We start from the raw sequence: 14,439 nt of genomic DNA, 5'->3' as shown, positions 1-14,439 counted from the left end.
GAACCCAGTGCTTTTGTCTTTACAGGGAACCTATCCCCCCGCCATTCTGGCGCTTGCAGACGGCACGGTGTTTGTTGGAAATTCCGTCGGAGCCTCTGGCTCGACCGTTGGCGAGGTGGTGTTCAACACCGCCATGACTGGTTACCAGGAAATTCTCACAGACCCGAGCTACTGCCAGCAAATCGTCACACTCACCTATCCGCATATTGGCAACTACGGCGTCAACACGCAGGACGTCGAAGCCGCCAAGGTGCACGCGGCGGGGCTGATCGTCAAGGATGTGCCGCTGGTGGCCTCCAATTTCCGCGCCAGCATGTCGCTGCCAGAGTATCTGGTACAGCAGAAGACTGTGGCCATTGCGAATCTGGATACACGCCAGTTGACGCGTCATCTGCGTACCCAAGGCGCGCAGAATGGCTGCATTCTCGCGCTAGGCGAAGGCGAGTCCATCACGCCGGCAAGGATTGAGCAGGCGCTGGCCCTGGCACGCTGTGCGCCCAGCATGGCGGGAACGGACCTGGCCAAAGTGGTGTCGACCCGAGCCGCTTTTGAGTGGACGCAAACCGAGTGGCAGCTCAAACATCCGCAACTCCAGGGCAAACCGGGTTACGGCGAGCAAACCGGTGCCAGGTTTCACGTTGTCGCCTATGACTTTGGTATCAAGTTCAACATTTTGCGCATACTGGCACTGCATGCCTGCCGGATCACCGTGGTGCCGGCGGATACGCCTGCGGCCAAAGTGCTCAGCCACCGACCCGACGGCATCTTCCTGAGCAATGGCCCGGGCGACCCCGAGCCCTGCGACTACGCCATTGCGGCGGTGGCCGAGTTGCTTGAAACGGGTATTCCGGTCTTCGGCATCTGCTTGGGCCACCAGATCATGGCTTTGGCCAGCGGCGCCAAAACCTTCAAGATGAAGTTCGGTCACCATGGCGCCAACCACCCGGTAAAAGACCTGGACAGCGGCCGCGTCAGCATCACCAGCCAGAACCATGGTTTTGCGGTGGACGAACATTCGCTGCCAGTCAACCTGCGCGCCACCCACGTCAGCTTGTTTGATGGCACGCTGCAAGGCTTGGAGCGCACCGACAAGCCGGCGTTTTGCTTTCAGGGCCACCCGGAAGCATCGCCCGGTCCGCACGACATTGCCTATCTGTTTGATCGCTTCACTGCGCTGATGGAGAAAGCCCGGGAGAACAAGAATGCCTAAGCGCACAGATATCCAATCCATTCTCATCATCGGTGCCGGCCCCATCATCATCGGTCAGGCCTGTGAGTTCGACTACTCCGGCGTGCAAGCCTGCAAGGCGCTGCGCGAAGAGGGCTACAAAGTCATACTGATCAATAGCAACCCGGCCACCATCATGACCGATCCGGCCACGGCCGATGTGACCTACATCGAGCCCATCACCTGGCAGACGGTGGCCAAAATAATCGCCAAAGAACGTCCTGATGCCATTTTGCCGACCATGGGCGGCCAGACTGCGCTCAATTGCGCCCTCGACTTGTGGCATCAAGGGGTACTGGAAAAATACCAGGGCGCGGCCACGGGACGCGCCATCGAACTCATTGGCGCAACGCCCGAAGCCATTGACAAGGCGGAAGACCGTCTGAAGTTCAAGGACGCCATGACCAGGATCGGCCTCGGTTCGGCGCGTTCGGGTATCGCACACAGCATGGAAGAAGCCTGGGGCGTGCAAAAAACACTGGGCTTCCCAACCGTCATCCGTCCCAGTTTCACGCTGGGCGGCACCGGCGGCGGCATTGCCTACAACGCGGAAGAGTTCGAACTCATCTGCAAGCGCGGCCTGGAGGCGTCACCGACCAATGAACTGCTGATTGAAGAATCCCTGCTGGGCTGGAAAGAGTACGAGATGGAGGTTGTGCGCGACAAGGCGGACAACTGCATCATCATCTGTTCCATCGAGAATCTTGACCCGATGGGGGTGCATACCGGCGATTCGATCACGGTGGCGCCGGCGCAGACGCTGAGTGACAAGGAATACCAGATCCTGCGCAACGCGTCGCTGGCGGTGCTGCGTGAAATCGGGGTCGACACCGGCGGCTCCAACGTGCAGTTCGCCATCAACCCGCAAGACGGGCGCATGGTGGTGATCGAGATGAATCCGCGGGTCTCGCGCTCCTCCGCCCTGGCCTCCAAGGCCACCGGCTTTCCGATTGCCAAGGTGGCGGCCAAATTGGCGGTGGGCTACACGCTGGACGAATTGCGCAATGAAATCACGGGTGGCGCCACGCCCGCGAGTTTTGAGCCCAGCATCGATTACGTGGTGACCAAAGTCCCGCGTTTCGCGTTCGAGAAATTCCCGGCGGCCGACAGTCGCCTGACGACCCAAATGAAATCGGTCGGTGAAGTGATGGCGATTGGACGCACTTTTCAGGAGTCGTTCCAGAAAGCACTGCGCGGCCTGGAAGTCGGCGTCGACGGCATGAACGAGAAGACGCAGGACCGTGAGGTGCTGGAGAAGGAATTGGGTGAACCAGGCCCGGAGCGCATCTGGTACGTGGGCGACGCGTTCGCCGCCGGCTGGAGCGTGGATGAAGTGTTTGCGCTGACCAAGATCGACCGCTGGTTTCTGGTGCAGATCGAGCAGATCGTCAAGATCGAGCTCGAAATCGAGCGCCTTCCGGCGCCCGCCGTTGGCACTGCGCTGGACCATATCGATGCGGCAACGCTGCGCGCCCTGAAGCAAAAAGGCTTTTCGGATCGCCGCTTGGCGCGCCAATTCAAGACCACCGATAGCGCTGTTCGTGAAAAGCGTCGCGCCCTGGGCGTGCGTCCGGTGTTCAAGCGGGTGGACACTTGCGCCGCCGAGTTCTCCACCACCACAGCCTATCTTTATTCGACTTACGAGGCCGAGGGTGCCGAGTGCGAAGCAGCGCCCAGCGATAAGAAAAAGATCATTGTGCTGGGCGGTGGTCCGAACCGCATCGGCCAGGGTATCGAGTTTGATTATTGCTGCGTGCATGCGGCGTTGGCGCTGCGCGAGGATGGTTATGAGACCATCATGGTGAACTGCAATCCGGAGACGGTTTCGACCGACTACGACACCTCGGATCGCCTGTATTTCGAACCGCTGACACTGGAGGATGTCCTCGAAATCGTGGACAAGGAAAAACCGCTGGGGGTGATCGTGCAATACGGTGGCCAGACGCCTTTGAAGTTGGCGCTGGACCTGGAGGCCAACGGCGTGCCCATCATCGGCACCTCGCCCGACATGATCGACGCCGCCGAGGACCGCGAGCGTTTTCAGAAATTGCTGCATGCGCTGGGCCTGCGCCAGCCGTCCAACGCAACCGCCCGTACCGAATCCGAGGCGCTGGAAAAAGCCGCTGCCCTGGGCTACCCGCTGGTGGTGCGCCCCAGCTATGTGCTGGGTGGCCGGGCCATGGAAATCGTGCATGAGCAGCGCGACCTGGAGCGTTACATGCGTGAAGCGGTCCGGGTCAGCCATGATTCCCCGGTATTGCTGGACCGATTTTTGAACGATGCCATCGAGTGCGATGTGGATTGCATTCGCGATGCCCCGTCCGCTGGTGCCGAAGCAGCCATCTTTATCGGTGGGGTGATGGAGCACATCGAGCAGGCTGGCGTGCACAGCGGCGACTCGGCCTGCTCGCTGCCGCCCTACAGCCTGAGCGCTGAAACGGTCACCGAGATCAAGCGCCAGACCGCTGCCATGGCTCATGCCCTGGAGGTGGTGGGCCTGATGAATGTGCAGTTTGCCATTCAGAACATCGACGGCAAGGACATCATCTACGTGCTGGAAGTCAATCCGCGCGCTTCCCGCACCGTGCCTTTCGTGTCCAAGGCGACCGGGGTTCAACTGGCCAAAGTGGCCGCGCGCTGCATGGTCGGCCAGTCGCTGGCGTCACAAGGCATTGGCAAGGAAGTGACACCGCCTTATTTCAGTGTGAAGGAAGCGGTTTTTCCGTTTGTCAAATTCCCCGGCGTCGATACCATTCTCGGCCCTGAAATGAAGTCCACCGGTGAAGTCATGGGTGTTGGCAAGACCTTTGGCGAAGCCTTCGTGAAATCCCAAATCGGCGCCGGTACCAGACTGCCGCGCTCCGGCAAAGTGTTTATCTCGGCCAAAACCAATGACAAACCGCGTGCCGTCGAGGTGGCGCGTGCGCTGGCTGCCATGGGTTTCGTTGTGTTGGCGACCAAGGGCACCGCCGCCGCCATCAATGCGGCCGGTGTGCCATGCGCCATGGTCTATAAAGTGACCGAGGGGCGTCCACATATCGTGGACATGATCAAAAACAATGAGATTGCCCTGGTTATCCACACCGTGGAAGAGCGTCGCAATGCGATTGCCGACTCGCGCCAGATTCGCACCTCGGCCTTGCTGGCGCGAGTCACCACCTTCACGACCATTGCCGGGGCCGAGGCGGCAGTGCAGGGCCTGCCGCACGTCGATCACCTGGATGTGATTTCGGTGCAGGAAATGCATGCGCAATTGGCTGCGGTGTGTGACGGTGTGCCGACAATCGCGGCATAATCCGAACATACAGTTGAGGACAGAGCTGGTTCGCTTCGCGTAACTGCGGTCTGTCCCGCAAAATTTCATTACCGCCGGACGGCAACGCTCGGCGGTTTCCTTTTGTATAACCCCTGACGGAGCAGTACGTGGCTACCATTCCCATCACCAAGCGCGGCGCCGAGAAGCTCAAACTTGAGCTGCAAAAACTCAAGACCGTGGATCGCCCCTGGGTCATCAACGCCATTGCCGAGGCACGCGCCCAGGGCGACCTGAGTGAAAATGCCGAATACGAAGTTGCCAAGGATCGCCAGGGTTTCATTGAAGGGCGTATCAAGGAAGTTGAAGGCAAGTTGTCGGTCTGCCAGATCATTGATCCGGCTGAACTCAATGCCGATGGCAGAGTCGTGTTTGGCGCAACCGTGAAGCTTGAAGAGGAAGATTCAGGGGATATCGTGACTTACCAAATTGTGGGTGAAGACGAGGCCGACATCAAACTGGGCTTGATCAATATTGGAAGTCCCATTGCCCGCGCTTTGATCGGCAAATCAGAAGGCGATACGGCAGAAGTTCAGGCGCCCGGCGGCGTCAAGCACTATGAAGTGGTGGCGGTAAGCTACATCTGAAGAAAATGACCCCCACGTTCGTCGCTGCGTGTACTCTCTGTACAGGTCGATGCCACAGGCAACGACTCTTCTGCCCGTCCCACCCTGCGCAGGCCGGCTGGGAGCCGCGGGCATCAGCCCCAAGGGGGCTGATCCGGCTTGGGGCGGCCCGGCGCCGGATCTTGACCCCCACGTTCGGCGCTTTGTATCCTTCTCTCAAGAGGATGATCGGTCTTGGGGCAGTCCAGTGTCGGATCTGATGTCGCGCTTGCCGGTTTGGGTGGCGGCGCTGTGGTGGGCCAGCCTGAGCACGATCGGTTTTTTGGTCGTGCCCTTGCTGTTTGCGCATTTGCCGACGCCGGCACTCGCTGGCGGCATGGCGGCCAAGCTGTTTTCGGCGCAAACCTGGCTGTCATGCAGCTGCGGCTTGTTTTTATTGTTGCGCTCGAATCCATCGGCAAAAGGCGTACCCGTTGCCCAGCAGGTGCTGATCTTCATCGTGGCCGGGATGCTGCTGGCGCTGTTGTCCGAGTTTGCCGTGGCGCCGCGCATTGTGGCCCGTGAGAACTTGCGTTTGTGGCACAGCGTTGGCAGCGCGATGTTTGTGCTCCAGTGGTTGTGCGCTGCGCTGGTGTTCTGGAAGCTGACGTCCACGAAGCCGGAAAACTGACGCTTTGAGGGCGGCGCCGGCTCGCGGCCCGCCGTGCTGCCTAGGTCAGGTCTGGCTTCGCTTTTTGATGCTGATTTGCTTGGGCTTGGAACGCTTGACCTGACCGCCCGCCGTCAGGCGTTGATTGCCCAGAACGCGCAAGGTTTTGACTTCGGGGCGCTGACCGCCCCGTTTGCTGTACTTGAGTACCTTGAAGTCGCGCGGACCGGGCAGGCGGTCTTCGTCGGCTGTCTTTTCCCGTTCTGGCATGGGCCGCCAGAGCACCAGCAGTTTGCCAATGTGCTGAATTGGTGCCGCACCCAGTTCGTCGGCCAGCGTCTGAAACATGGCTTCCCGCGCTGCGCGGTCGTCCGAAAACACACGCACCTTGATCAGTCCATGGGCGTTCAAGGCGGCGTCGGCTTCCTTTTTGACCGCGGCGCTGAGCCCGTCGCCGCCCACCATCACGACGGGGTCGAGGTGATGCGCTTGCGCGCGGTATTCTTTGCGTTGCGCAGGAGTCAATTGAATTTGGGACATGCCGGTATTATCGGTCACGAAGGCAAAAATGAAAGTCAAAACCAAAAGCAGCAAGGTCAACCGGGCGTGGATCAACGATCACGTCAATGACCCCTACGTCAAGCTGGCGAAGCTGGAAGGCTATCGCGCCCGTGCGGCTTATAAACTCAAGGAAATTGACGAAACTCATCATCTGATCAAGCCGGGTCAGCTGGTGGTTGACCTGGGTTCGACCCCGGGCGCTTGGAGCCAGTACCTGCGGCGAAAAATGTCACCCAAAACCGCGATCGGCGGCGGCGCCGCGGCGGGGGAACTCAATGGCGGCATCATCGCGCTGGACATCTTGCCCATGGAACCGGTGGAAGGCGTCCTGTTTTTACTGGGGGATTTTCGCGAGCCGGAAGTTTTGCAGCGCCTGACGGATGAAATGAAGGGCCGGCAGGCTGACGTGGTGGTGTCGGACATGGCGCCCAATTTGTCCGGCATCGCATCGGCCGACTCCGCGCGCATCGAAACGCTGGTCGAGTTGGCACTTGAATTCGCCCAGAACCACCTGAAACCAGAGGGCGCGCTGGTTGCAAAAGTTTTCCATGGCGGCGGTTACGACCAGTTGGTCAAACGATTCAAGGAAACGTTTCGGGTCGTCAAGGTAATCAAACCCAAGGCCTCCCGTGACAAATCGTCGGAAACGTTTCTGCTCGGATCGGGCTTGCAGCGGACCTGAATTCCCTGCGTTTTCCAGGGCCGGGAAGTTGAAAATCCGGCACCGCGTGCCGTTGGCCTTGAAACGCCTAAAATAGAGCCCAACTGTGCTTCGTCTTCTTATTTGCGTCCCTATTGGAGCCTCGCTTGAATAATCAGTGGTTCTCGAAAATAGCCGTCTGGCTGGTCATTGCGCTTGTGCTATTCACTGTCTTCAAACAGTTCGAAACCAGGGGGCCGGCAGGCGCCGGGAATCTCGGTTATTCCGATTTCCTGGAGGAGGTGCGCGGCAAGCGCATCAAGAGCGCCGTTATCCAGGAAGGTCAGGGGGGGACCGAGATTATTGCGGTCACCAACGACGACCGCAAGGTCAGAACCACCGCCACCTACCTGGATCGCGGCTTGGTGGGAGACCTGATTGCCAACGGGGTCAAATTCGACGTCAAGGCGCGCGAAGAAGGTTCCTTGCTGATGACGCTGCTGGTCAGTTGGGGACCCATGCTGCTCTTGATTGGTGTCTGGGTTTATTTCATGCGCCAGATGCAGGGTGGTGGCAAGGGCGGTGCCTTCAGTTTTGGCAAGAGCAAAGCCCGTTTGCTGGATGAAAACACGAACCAGGTTACCTTTGCCGACGTCGCCGGTTGCGACGAGGCCAAGGAAGAAGTCAAAGAGGTGGTTGATTTCCTGAAGGACCCGGCCAAATTCCAGAAATTGGGAGGCCGGATCCCCCGTGGGCTGCTGCTGGTGGGCCCGCCTGGCACCGGCAAGACGCTGCTGGCCAAAGGTATCGCCGGCGAGGCCAAGGTGCCGTTCTTCTCCATTTCAGGCTCCGATTTTGTCGAAATGTTTGTCGGCGTGGGCGCTTCCCGGGTGCGCGACATGTTTGACAACGCCAAGAAAAATGCCCCCTGCATCATCTTCATCGATGAAATTGATGCGGTGGGACGCCAGCGTGGTGCCGGACTGGGCGGTGGCAACGATGAGCGCGAGCAGACCCTGAACCAGATGCTGGTCGAGATGGATGGCTTCGAGACTAATGCCGGCGTGATCGTGGTTGCTGCCACCAACCGGCCCGACATTCTTGACGCGGCGCTGCTGCGCCCCGGCCGCTTTGACCGTCAGGTCTACGTGACGCTGCCCGACATTCGCGGACGCGAGCAGATTCTCAATGTCCACATGCGCAAAGTGCCTCTGGGTCAGGATGTCAACGCGGGCGTTATCGCGCGCGGCACCCCGGGCATGTCGGGTGCCGACCTTGCCAATCTGTGCAACGAAGCCGCACTGATGGCGGCGCGGCGCAACGCCCGCACCGTCGAGATGCAGGATTTTGAAAAGGCCAAGGACAAGATCCTGATGGGCCCGGAGCGCAAGAGCATGGTGATGCCGGAAAGCGAACGCCGGAACACCGCTTATCACGAGTCCGGGCACGCCCTGATCGGCAAGATGTTGCCCAAATGCGACCCGGTGCATAAAGTAACCATCATCCCGCGTGGCCGCGCCTTGGGTGTCACCATGAGCTTGCCGGCACAGGACCGCTACAGCTACGACAGCGAATACATGCTGAATCAGATCAGCATGTTGTTCGGTGGCCGTATCGCGGAAGAGGTGTTCATGAACCAGATGACCACCGGCGCCAGCAACGACTTCGAGCGCGCCACCCACATTGCGCGCGACATGGTGACCCGTTACGGCATGACCGATGCCCTGGGCCCCATGGTCTATGCCGAAAACGAGGGCGAGGTCTTTCTCGGTCGTTCCGTCACCAAGACCACCAACATGAGCGAGCAGACCATGCAGAAGGTGGATGGTGAGGTGCGCCGCATCATTGACCAGCAATACAGCCTGGCGCGCAAGCTGATTGAGGACAATCGGGACAAGATGCATGCCATGGCCAAGGCCTTGCTGGAGTGGGAGACCATAGACAGCGATCAGCTTGACGACATCATGGCCGGCAAGGAACCGCGTCCACCGAAGGACTGGACGCCGCGCGTGCCGTCTGCGGGCGGAGACACTGGCAGCGGTGGCGCACCGGCAGTCAAGACTGACGCTGCCCCCACCGCCGCCTAGAAGCGGTATTCAGACCGATATTAACGGGGCACAGTTGCCCCGTTTTTGTTTGACCCAAAGCGCCGACGTCGCCATGAAATGGAACACCACCCGATTTCTTGTTGATTTGACGAGCCCCAAAGTGATGGGCATCGTCAATGTGACGCCCGATTCGTTTTCGGATGGTGGGCAGCATGCCTCCACGGCAGCCGCTCTTGGCCATTGTGAAATCCTTCTCAAGGACGGTGCCGATATGCTTGACATCGGTGGTGAGTCGTCCCGTCCCGGCGCCCACTCCATTGCCTTGGAGGAAGAACTGGCCCGCGTCCTGCCGGTGGTCCGTGAAGCCGTCAAGTTCGGGGTGCCGGTATCGGTGGATACCTGTAAGCCGGCAGTCATGCAGGCGGTGCTGGACCTTGGTGCCGACATCATTAACGACATCTGGGCCTTGCGCTGGCGCGAGCCCGACGCTGACCCCTCCCAAATCGACGGGAAGCAGGTTGTGTCACGCCATCCAAGCTGCGGTGTTTGCTTGATGCACATGCACCGCCAACCCTTGACCATGCAGCTCGAACCGATGGCCGGCGACGCAGTCGGCCAGGTGCGATTGTTTTTGCAAGAGGTGGCGCAGGATCTGCAAGCTTCGGGCGTGCAAAAGAACCGGATCGCGATTGATCCCGGCATCGGATTTGGCAAGACCGTGGCGCAGAATTTTGCTTTGCTGGCGCGCCAGGGCGAGTTGCTAGGCGACGGCTATCCCTTGCTGGTCGGCTGGTCGCGAAAATCATCGCTGGCGGCGGTCGCCGGCTGCGCCAGCAGCGCGGTCACGAGCTCGTTGGGGCATGAGCGCATGGTTCCCAGCGTGGCGGCCGCCTTGCTGGCTGTGGAGCGCGGTGCTTCCATCGTTCGGGTGCACGATGTGCGTGAAACAGTGCAGGCATTGAAGGTTTTGAGTGCTATAAAATAGCTAGCGTCAAATTACATGAATCGATGGTCAGGGATACACAATGAAGAGAAAATATTTCGGCACAGACGGCATTCGTGGCACTGTCGGGCAAGCTCCCATCACCCCTGATTTCGTGCTGCGGCTGGCCCACGCGGTGGGGCACGTACTGAAAAAATCCGAAGCCCGACCGACCGTATTGATCGGCAAGGACACGCGCATTTCGGGTTATATGCTGGAGAGTGCGCTGGAGAGCGGTTTCAACTCGGCTGGTGTCGATGTGGTGCTGCTAGGCCCTTTGCCCACTCCGGGTGTCGCTTATCTGACGCGGGCGCAGCGCGCATCGCTGGGTGTCGTCATCAGCGCCAGCCACAATCCTTTCGCTGACAACGGTATCAAGTTTTTCAGTGCGTCGGGCAGCAAGTTGTCCGATGCTTGGGAATTGGACGTTGAGACGGCATTGGACGAGGCACCAGTGTGGGCTGATTCGGCCAGCCTGGGCAAGACCCGTCGCCTGAGTGATGCAGCCGGTCGCTACATTGAATTTTGCAAGAGCACTTTTGCCAACGACCTGACCCTTAAAGGTGTGAAGATCGTGGTCGATGCGGCGCATGGCGCGGCTTACCATGTCGCTCCCATGGTGTTTCACGAACTCGGTGCGGAGGTCACTTCCATTGGCTGCGCCCCCGACGGTTTGAACATCAATCACGAGGTCGGTGCAACCCATCCCCAAGCCTTGGTCAAGGCCGTCCAAGCCAGTGGCGCGCACTATGGCATTGCGCTCGACGGTGACGCCGATCGACTCCAACTGGTGGACGCCGAGGGTCGTTTGTTCAATGGCGACGAGATCCTTTATCTGATGGTGAAAGAGCGCCAATTGCGCGGCGGCAATGGCGGTAACAAACGCGCCAGCGAAGCGGTGGCCGGCGTCGTAGGGACCTTGATGACCAACATGGCGGTGGAGCTTGCCCTGAAGGCAAAAGGCGTTCAGCTGGTGCGGGCCAAGGTGGGCGACCGCTATGTACTCGAAGAGTTGGAAAAGCGCGGCTGGCTGCTGGGTGGCGAAGGGTCCGGGCACTTGTTGGCGCTGGACAAGCACACCACCGGTGACGGGTTGATTTCCGCCCTGCAGGTGTTGCAAGCCTGTCTGCGCAGTGGCCAGACATTGGCCCAGCTACTGGCTGATGTGACACTGTTTCCGCAAGTGCTGATCAATGTACGTCTGCAACCGGCGCAGGATTGGCAGGCCAACCCGCGCTTGCTGGCCGCAACCCAGGCGGTGGAAGCTGAACTGGGCGCAAACGGGCGGGTACTGATTCGCGCCAGTGGCACCGAACCGCTGGTCCGGGTGATGGTGGAAGCCCGCGATGCGAATCAGGCGCAAAGTTGTGCGCAGCGCATTGCCAGCACTTTGACGGCATGAGCAGGCCGTCCGACGAAGTGCGCGTATGCCGCGCCGACTACGGCCACCCGAGTCATGCCAGGGCACTGGTAGCCATGCTGGACGCCTATGCCAGAGATCCGATGGGTGGCGCGGAGGGCCTGAGCGATTTTGCACGGGCCAATCTGGTCGACGCGCTGGCGGCGCGGCCGCAGGTGTTTAGTGTGCTGGCCTTCAGCGGCGCCGACGACAGCACACCGGTTGGCCTGGTGAACTGCATTGAAGGCTTCTCCACCTTTGCCTGCCGGCCTCTGGTGAATGTGCACGACGTCGCCGTCCTGCCAGACTACAGAGGGCTGCGCATCGCCGAGAAGATGCTGAAGCTGGTGGAACAAATGGCGCTTGAGCGAGGTGCCTGCAAACTGACGCTGGAGGTGCTGGCGGGCAATGCCGGTGCCATCAAACTCTACAACCGGGTCGGATTTTCCAACTATCAACTTGATCCCGCCATGGGACAGGCCCAGTTTTTGCAGAAGTGGTTGCGCTAGCGAAACCCCAGCGCTGAAGCTCAGGCGAGCCCCAGGATCAGGTGATGATTGAAGCGCTGGCGTATCGCGGAGGTTGCCAAGGCGGCTTTGATTCTGGGACTGCTGATGGCGGTCCGGTGCAGGCGGGGCGGGTTCAGTACCATGCCACCTTCGTTGAGCACGATGGCCACGTGCGGCAGGTTGGGCTGGTTGCTGCGGCGTACCACCACCGCCACTTCGCTGCTGTCGAGCCGTACATAGGTGCCTGGCGGGCATAACCCGACAGCACGTACCAGGGCATGGCCCACTTCATCATGGCGCGGTCCCGAGTTGGTGATGATGGAGCGCATCGAATCAGTCGCGCTGCGGCCTTCCCGTGTTTTGCGCGGACTGATCATGGCGGCGTAGCGGTCCACCATGCGCAAAATGCGCGCCAGCCGTTGCACAGTCGGAATGACGCGCAACTCGCCTTTGTCGGTGCTTTCGTCATGATGCAGGTTGACGGTATCCAGCCACAGCTCATCCATGACCCCCAGGTTGGCCAGCATCAGGGAGGTTTTGGCGGCGTGCGCACTGATCGCGGCGAGTTGCAGGCCGCTGGGTTTTTCCATCTGTTCGGCCAACTGGTCCTGCAGCCCGGTCATCGCCATATTCATGGTCAAGGCCGCATGCACCAAGCTATCTCGCTCGGTCTTGGGCAGCCCCAGTTCCTTCGCGATCAGATGACACAGGACGGCGCTGATCAGCGCGTGTGATGCGCTGTAGCCTACCGGCGAGTTGGTTGCCAACTGGAAAAGCAGGTACAAACCCAGATCCGGGTCGCGTCTGAGCAGGTCCTGCATCCAGCGGTCGTACTGCCAGACCCGTTGTTCGAATTCCTGGGTACTGTCCGGACTGCCCAGAATCATGCCCAGGCCCGACTCCAGGTCGGACCAAAGGCTGAGCAAATCCTCATATTCGTTTTCGGTCTGCACTGTCACACGGAGATCTCGTTAGTCGCGAAAATTGTCGAAACTCAAGGGCATGTCGGTGATGTCTTTCCTGATCAAGGCCATGGCCGCTTGCAGGTCATCGCGCTTGGCCCCGGTCACGCGCAGTTTGTTTTCCTGAATGCTGGACTGAACCTTGAGTTTGCTGTCCTTCAGGAGGCGCTGGATCTTCTTCGACACTTCAGTCTCAATCCCGTTGCGCACCTTGATCACCAGCTTGACCTTGTCGCCACCCATTTTTTGCACTTCACCCAGGTCCAGAAAGCGCACATCGACGCCGCGCTTGGTCAGCTTGTTGCGCAGAATGTCCTCGATCTGATTGAGTTGGAAATCGGCGTTGCCGATCAAGGTGATTTCCCGTTCCTTGATTTCAATCGCAGCCGGTGTGCCTTTGAAATCAAAACGGGTACCTATCTCCTTGGCAGTATTTTCCACTGCGTTCTTGACTTCCACCAACTTGGCTTCGCAAACAGTATCGAAAGAGGGCATGGCTAAACTCCGGCTTGAAGTACCAGTATGAGGGTAAATGAGAGAATTGCAACAATGTTAATCGAGAAAAACGTCCCTCTTCAAGCATGCAACAGCTTTCACATTGTGGCCAAGGCGCAGTCCTTGGCGCGTATTGCCTGTGCGGCCGATGTGCAAGCCCTTGTCGCCAACCCGCAATGGGCTGAAGTACCCAAATTTGTCCTGGGCGGTGGCAGCAATATTGTGCTGACCGGAGATCTCAAGGCAATGGTTTTGAAAGTCGAAATCAAGGGCCGCCGGTTGTTGCAGGAAACCGCCCAGGCTTTTATCGTGGAAGCCGGTGCCGGGGAGAACTGGCATGACTTCGTGAGCTGGATGCTGCAGCAGGGTTATTACGGACTGGAAAACATGGCGCTCATTCCCGGCACGGTGGGTGCCGCCCCGGTGCAAAACGTGGGCGCCTACGGTGTCGAACTGCAAGACCGTTTTGATTCGCTTGATGCCGTGGACTTGCAAACCGGCAAGCTGTTCACTCTCAATGCCGCCCAATGCGCTTTCGGTTACCGCGATTCGGTGTTCAAGCATGCCTCAAGCAAGATGGGTCTGGCGGGCAGGGCGCTCATTACCCAGGTTCGCTTCTCGTTGCCGAAACCCTGGAAGGCGGTGCTGGGCTACGCCGATCTGGCGAGAAAAATGGCGGAGGCGAACGTCGTTCAACCCACCGCGCCGCAAATTTACCAGTGGATTTGCGACATTCGCCGTGCCAAGTTGCCGGACCCCGATCAGATCGGCAATGCCGGGAGTTTTTTCAAAAATCCCACCGTCACGCCCGAGCAATGCGCCGATATCATCGCGCGCGATCCAAAGATCGTTTATTACCACCTGGCCGATGGCTCAGTCAAGCTGGCAGCCGGCTGGTTGATCGACGCCTGTGGCTGGAAGGGCAAATCGGTTGGCAACGCCGGTGTCTACGAAAAACAGGCGCTGGTACTGATCAACCGCGGTGGTGCCACCGGCGGTGAGGTGATGACGCTGGCAAAGGCGATTCAGACCAGCGTTTACGAGCGTTTCGGCATCCTGCTGGAACCGGAACCGGTAGTGGTCTGAA

The 14,439-nt window shown here is 59.5% G+C and carries 13 protein-coding genes; 10 read left to right on the top strand and 3 right to left on the bottom strand.

Going from position 1 to position 14,439, the window contains the following annotated elements; translation table 11 throughout:
- Nucleotides 1-7: 7 nt before the first annotated feature.
- From carA to PHS32_RS10615, 4 genes are all read left to right on the top strand, one after another.
- Nucleotides 8-1,210, top strand: coding sequence for a glutamine-hydrolyzing carbamoyl-phosphate synthase small subunit (carA, locus tag PHS32_RS10630; RefSeq protein WP_301078924.1), 1,203 nt, complete (start codon nt 8-10; stop codon nt 1,208-1,210).
- Complete coding sequence (gene carB / locus PHS32_RS10625) at nt 1,203-4,523, top strand: carbamoyl-phosphate synthase large subunit (RefSeq protein ID WP_301078923.1); 3,321 nt, start codon at nt 1,203-1,205, stop codon at nt 4,521-4,523. Before carA ends, carB begins: the two co-directional genes overlap by 8 nt.
- A 128-nt stretch (nt 4,524-4,651) precedes the next feature.
- On the top strand, nt 4,652-5,128 hold the full coding sequence (greA, locus tag PHS32_RS10620; RefSeq protein WP_301078922.1) for a transcription elongation factor GreA: 477 nt from the start codon (nt 4,652-4,654) through the stop codon (nt 5,126-5,128).
- A 235-nt stretch (nt 5,129-5,363) separates the two neighbouring features.
- On the top strand, nt 5,364-5,777 hold the full coding sequence (locus PHS32_RS10615) for a DUF4149 domain-containing protein (RefSeq protein ID WP_301078960.1): 414 nt from the start codon (nt 5,364-5,366) through the stop codon (nt 5,775-5,777).
- A 45-nt stretch (nt 5,778-5,822) separates the two neighbouring features.
- Here PHS32_RS10615 and PHS32_RS10610 read toward each other — a convergent pair whose 3' ends face one another.
- Nucleotides 5,823-6,296, bottom strand: a complete 474-nt coding sequence (locus PHS32_RS10610; RefSeq protein WP_301078921.1) for a YhbY family RNA-binding protein — start codon at nt 6,294-6,296, stop codon at nt 5,823-5,825.
- A 28-nt stretch (nt 6,297-6,324) separates the two neighbouring features.
- On the opposite strand from PHS32_RS10610, the gene PHS32_RS10605 reads away from it, so the two are divergent.
- From PHS32_RS10605 to PHS32_RS10585, 5 genes are all read left to right on the top strand, one after another.
- On the top strand, nt 6,325-6,999 hold the full coding sequence (locus PHS32_RS10605; protein WP_301078920.1) for an RlmE family RNA methyltransferase: 675 nt from the start codon (nt 6,325-6,327) through the stop codon (nt 6,997-6,999).
- Between the two features lie 125 nt (nt 7,000-7,124).
- The gene (gene ftsH / locus PHS32_RS10600) at nt 7,125-9,044 is read left to right on the top strand and encodes an ATP-dependent zinc metalloprotease FtsH (RefSeq protein WP_301078919.1); all 1,920 of its coding nucleotides are present in this window, start codon (nt 7,125-7,127) and stop codon (nt 9,042-9,044) included.
- A 73-nt stretch (nt 9,045-9,117) separates the two neighbouring features.
- On the top strand, nt 9,118-9,990 hold the full coding sequence (folP, locus tag PHS32_RS10595; protein WP_301078918.1) for a dihydropteroate synthase: 873 nt from the start codon (nt 9,118-9,120) through the stop codon (nt 9,988-9,990).
- A gap of 40 nt (nt 9,991-10,030) precedes the next feature.
- Nucleotides 10,031-11,389, top strand: coding sequence for a phosphoglucosamine mutase (gene glmM, locus PHS32_RS10590; RefSeq protein ID WP_301078917.1), 1,359 nt, complete (start codon nt 10,031-10,033; stop codon nt 11,387-11,389).
- On the top strand, nt 11,386-11,895 hold the full coding sequence (locus PHS32_RS10585; protein ID WP_301078916.1) for a GNAT family N-acetyltransferase: 510 nt from the start codon (nt 11,386-11,388) through the stop codon (nt 11,893-11,895). The genes glmM and PHS32_RS10585 overlap by 4 nt, the downstream gene beginning before the upstream one ends.
- Nucleotides 11,896-11,915: 20 nt before the next feature.
- On the opposite strand, the gene PHS32_RS10580 is transcribed toward PHS32_RS10585, so the two are convergent.
- Together PHS32_RS10580 and PHS32_RS10575 are read right to left on the bottom strand one after the other, a co-directional pair.
- Nucleotides 11,916-12,854, bottom strand: coding sequence for a phosphodiesterase (locus PHS32_RS10580; RefSeq protein ID WP_301078915.1), 939 nt, complete (start codon nt 12,852-12,854; stop codon nt 11,916-11,918).
- A 12-nt stretch (nt 12,855-12,866) separates the two neighbouring features.
- Entirely contained in the window at nt 12,867-13,352 is a 486-nt protein-coding gene (locus tag PHS32_RS10575) for a YajQ family cyclic di-GMP-binding protein (RefSeq protein WP_301078914.1), read from the bottom strand.
- 54 nt (nt 13,353-13,406) lie between these two features.
- Here PHS32_RS10575 and murB point away from each other — a divergent pair, with 54 nt between their 5' ends.
- Nucleotides 13,407-14,438 (top strand): UDP-N-acetylmuramate dehydrogenase, encoded by a 1,032-nt coding sequence (murB, locus tag PHS32_RS10570; RefSeq protein ID WP_301078913.1) that lies wholly within the window; start codon nt 13,407-13,409, stop codon nt 14,436-14,438.
- Nucleotide 14,439 lies beyond the last annotated feature (1 nt).

This window comes from Rhodoferax sp. (assembly GCF_028714215.1).
GTDB lineage: Bacteria > Pseudomonadota > Gammaproteobacteria > Burkholderiales > Burkholderiaceae_C > Rhodoferax.
Note: the sequence above shows the minus strand (reverse complement) of the source record. Positions and strands in the feature narration are given on the sequence as shown.

Bases quoted from the DNA above. Each gene is read 5' to 3' on its own strand.
- carB (WP_301078923.1), top strand. From the start codon at position 1,203: ATGCCTAAGCGCACAGATATCCAATCCATTCTCATCATCGGTGCCGGC.
- PHS32_RS10610 (WP_301078921.1), bottom strand. From the start codon at position 6,296: ATGTCCCAAATTCAATTGACTCCTGCGCAACGCAAAGAATACCGCGCG.
- PHS32_RS10605 (WP_301078920.1), top strand. From the start codon at position 6,325: ATGAAAGTCAAAACCAAAAGCAGCAAGGTCAACCGGGCGTGGATCAAC.
- folP (WP_301078918.1), top strand. From the start codon at position 9,118: ATGAAATGGAACACCACCCGATTTCTTGTTGATTTGACGAGCCCCAAA.
- glmM (WP_301078917.1), top strand. From the start codon at position 10,031: ATGAAGAGAAAATATTTCGGCACAGACGGCATTCGTGGCACTGTCGGG.
- PHS32_RS10585 (WP_301078916.1), top strand. From the start codon at position 11,386: ATGAGCAGGCCGTCCGACGAAGTGCGCGTATGCCGCGCCGACTACGGC.
- PHS32_RS10575 (WP_301078914.1), bottom strand. From the start codon at position 13,352: ATGCCCTCTTTCGATACTGTTTGCGAAGCCAAGTTGGTGGAAGTCAAG.
- murB (WP_301078913.1), top strand. From the start codon at position 13,407: ATGTTAATCGAGAAAAACGTCCCTCTTCAAGCATGCAACAGCTTTCAC.